Origin of the sequence: Tunicatimonas sp. (genome assembly GCF_049647865.1) — a bacterium.
GTDB lineage: Bacteria > Bacteroidota > Bacteroidia > Cytophagales > Cyclobacteriaceae > Tunicatimonas.
The window spans coordinates 1-2,613 of the sequence record NZ_JBARYM010000263.1 but is presented as its reverse complement, the minus strand read 5'-3'; the positions used below and the strand labels follow the sequence as shown (position 1 = coordinate 2,613).

Genomic DNA, 2,613 nt, shown 5'->3' with positions numbered 1-2,613 from the left:
GTGGTAGTCTTACATACTGCCTGTGGAGAAGAAGAGCCAGTGAGCCCTACCCCAAATATTGGTACGCCCAATGATAGTACTGCCGCCGGAGGAGGCAACAATCCTGATACTGGAAAAAAACCAGACGATGACAACACAGCTGGGGGAAGTGATACTCCAACAGAAACAGAAGAAACTACTTCTGATGCCAGACTGGAAGTATACCAAAAAATTTACGCTGCCTCTGATATTTATGTTGAGGGAGATTTTGTAATTATCGAGACTAACGGTCGCCCCGACCATAAAAGTCCGTACTACGTAGAGACAAGCTGGGAAGGCGAATTGCACGAAGCGTATAATGGTAGTAACGACCAATTCCGCCTCAACCCCAATCGGATAGGTGAATTTACGTATACTTTTAAGATTCCCTTAAATCCTGAAGAAGCTACCCGGCATCAGGCTACCCCAATGGGAGCTATTGGAGTGTCGCTGAACGGTGTTCCGTTTTACAATCAATACGCTGCCCCCGATGAACCGCTTACCAATGAGATTAATTCATTTGACCAGTACAATGGGCACCCGACCGGCAATGCCAATTATCATTACCACATAGAACCGTTGTACTTAACCGAAACTGTAGGGAAAGATGTTCTACTCGGATTTCTACTTGATGGTTTCCCAGTGTATGGCCCAACCGAAAGTGGCAAGTTAGTAAGTGAAAACGACTTGGATGAATACCACGGTCACACTCACGCTACTTCGGATTATCCCGACGGAATTTATCACTATCATATCACCTCTAATGACCCTTACATTAATGGGAACGGTTACTTTGGTACTCCAGGCACATTTTCGCAGTAGCCTGCTTGTTGCCTCTTTACTTATGGCTCTAGCCTGCTGTCAGCACCGAGAAGAACAACGGCTTCCAGTGCTAAATTTTCAGCATATTGAGACGAAAAGTCAACGAGGGATATTCTACGTAAACGATACTATTTTTTCGGGAACAGTCTACGGGCTTTCCCCCCAAACCTTAGATACTGCTTTTGTAAGGTCTTACCAAAACGGACGTAAGCACAGTACGTGGAGACAATACTACCCGACCGGACGAATACGGGAAGAGCGTTACTTTCAGTCTGGTAAGAAGGAAGGACATTATCAGGCTTGGTGGCCTAATGGAAACCTACGGCTAGACTATCATTTTTCCGGTGGTGAGTACGAAGGTAACTGCCGGGAATGGAACATTGACGGAATGCTAATCAAGGATATGAACTACCACCGAGGTTATGAACAGGGCTCTCAAAAGTTGTGGTACAGCACCGGAGGTATTAAGTCAAACTATGTGATGAAAAACGGTCGTCGTTACGGATTACTAGGCACGAAAAATTGCACCAACGTTACAGACAGTGTTCCATCGTTGTTTCCAATTTGATTTTCTTATTTAAACTAAAAGATGACCTTCTTTTCTCTAGAAAAACACAAAGTATTAGTTCTTATTCTTAGTTTAGCAATGCTTGGGTGTGCCGATCAGTCTGACCAGTTACCCTACTATAATACTCCCGATTTTACCCCAATATTTCTCTCTGATGAACCAAGCGAAGAGCAACAAATTGCTCATCAGATTGCCCCTTTCTCGTTTACCAACCAAGCCGGAAAGACGATCACCGAGCAAAGTGTCGCGGGTAAAATCCATGTAGCCAACTTCATCTTTACTAGTTGCGGGGTGGTTTGCCCGATCATGACTAACCATATGCAGCAAGTGAGCCAATTGTTTGCCCAAGACGATAATGTGGTGCTGCTATCCTACTCGGTTACCCCCTGGATTGATAATGTATCTCGCCTGCAAGAGTACGCTCAGCAGGAAAATATTAACGACCCAAACTGGCATTTACTCACTGGTAAAAAAGGATCAATTTATCAGCTCGCCCGCCAGTCGTACTTCGCCGAAGAAGATATTGGCTATACAAAAGATAGCACGGAATTTTTACATACTGAGCATTTTATTCTAGTAGACCAAAGTCGACGAATTCGCGGTATTTACAATGGCACTCTTGCTCTGGAAATTCAGCAACTTGTCGAGGATATACAATCTCTGAAAGCAGAGAAGCTGTAAAGTTTCCTCCTACTGATGAAGAAAATTCACTTTAATCTATTATACCAGTGATTTACCGCCTTATTAGGTACATCATTCTGATAAACTATTAAGCGATACTGTAGTACGGTAGGTTCTTGTTCAGAAATCAGCACCGGTTCTCTTCCTGGATACACCGGGTTCTGCATACTGTTCTGGGTGCGCAAAATCCACGCGTTCTGAGGTGGTGGATTGTCCGAATGAGTCACGATCACGATTCCAGCCTTACCACCATCGGTCGCTAACGAACCGGATACGTTCATCCAAGGTCCGGCTTCTACCGCTTCGGTTTGGGCGGTAACTTCCCCATTAGTGGAGGAAAACTGAATATCGTCTGGCAGCTTCAATCGTACCGAAAACCCTCCGTAGCCTTTCGCATCTTCCGAACCACCTATTTTTAAGTCAGGCACCAAGGATAGCAGCGAGATTTCAAAATCCAGCACTCGGTAGTCTTCGGTAGCCGGATAAATTTTGATACTGGTTTCTTCCGATAGAAAGGGCTGTTG

At 44.7% G+C, this 2,613-nt stretch carries 4 protein-coding genes; 3 read left to right on the top strand and 1 reads right to left on the bottom strand.

The features are described from left to right. The 3 genes from WBA23_RS08150 to WBA23_RS08140 form a co-directional block, all read left to right on the top strand. The coding region (locus WBA23_RS08150; protein ID WP_424581779.1) for a YHYH protein at window positions 1–840 on the top strand (840 nt) is incomplete at its 5' end. A 22-nt stretch (window positions 841–862) separates the two neighbouring features. After that, the gene (locus tag WBA23_RS08145; protein WP_424581778.1) at window positions 863–1,408 is read left to right on the top strand and encodes a toxin-antitoxin system YwqK family antitoxin; all 546 of its coding nucleotides are present in this window, start codon (window positions 863–865) and stop codon (window positions 1,406–1,408) included. 21 nt (window positions 1,409–1,429) lie between these two features. After that, window positions 1,430–2,089 (top strand): SCO family protein, encoded by a 660-nt coding sequence (locus WBA23_RS08140; protein ID WP_424581777.1) that lies wholly within the window; start codon window positions 1,430–1,432, stop codon window positions 2,087–2,089. A 26-nt stretch (window positions 2,090–2,115) separates the two neighbouring features. On the opposite strand, the gene WBA23_RS08135 is transcribed toward WBA23_RS08140, so the two are convergent. Next, window positions 2,116–2,613: DUF6807 family protein (locus WBA23_RS08135; RefSeq protein WP_424581776.1), on the bottom strand; the 498-nt coding region annotated here is incomplete at its 5' end.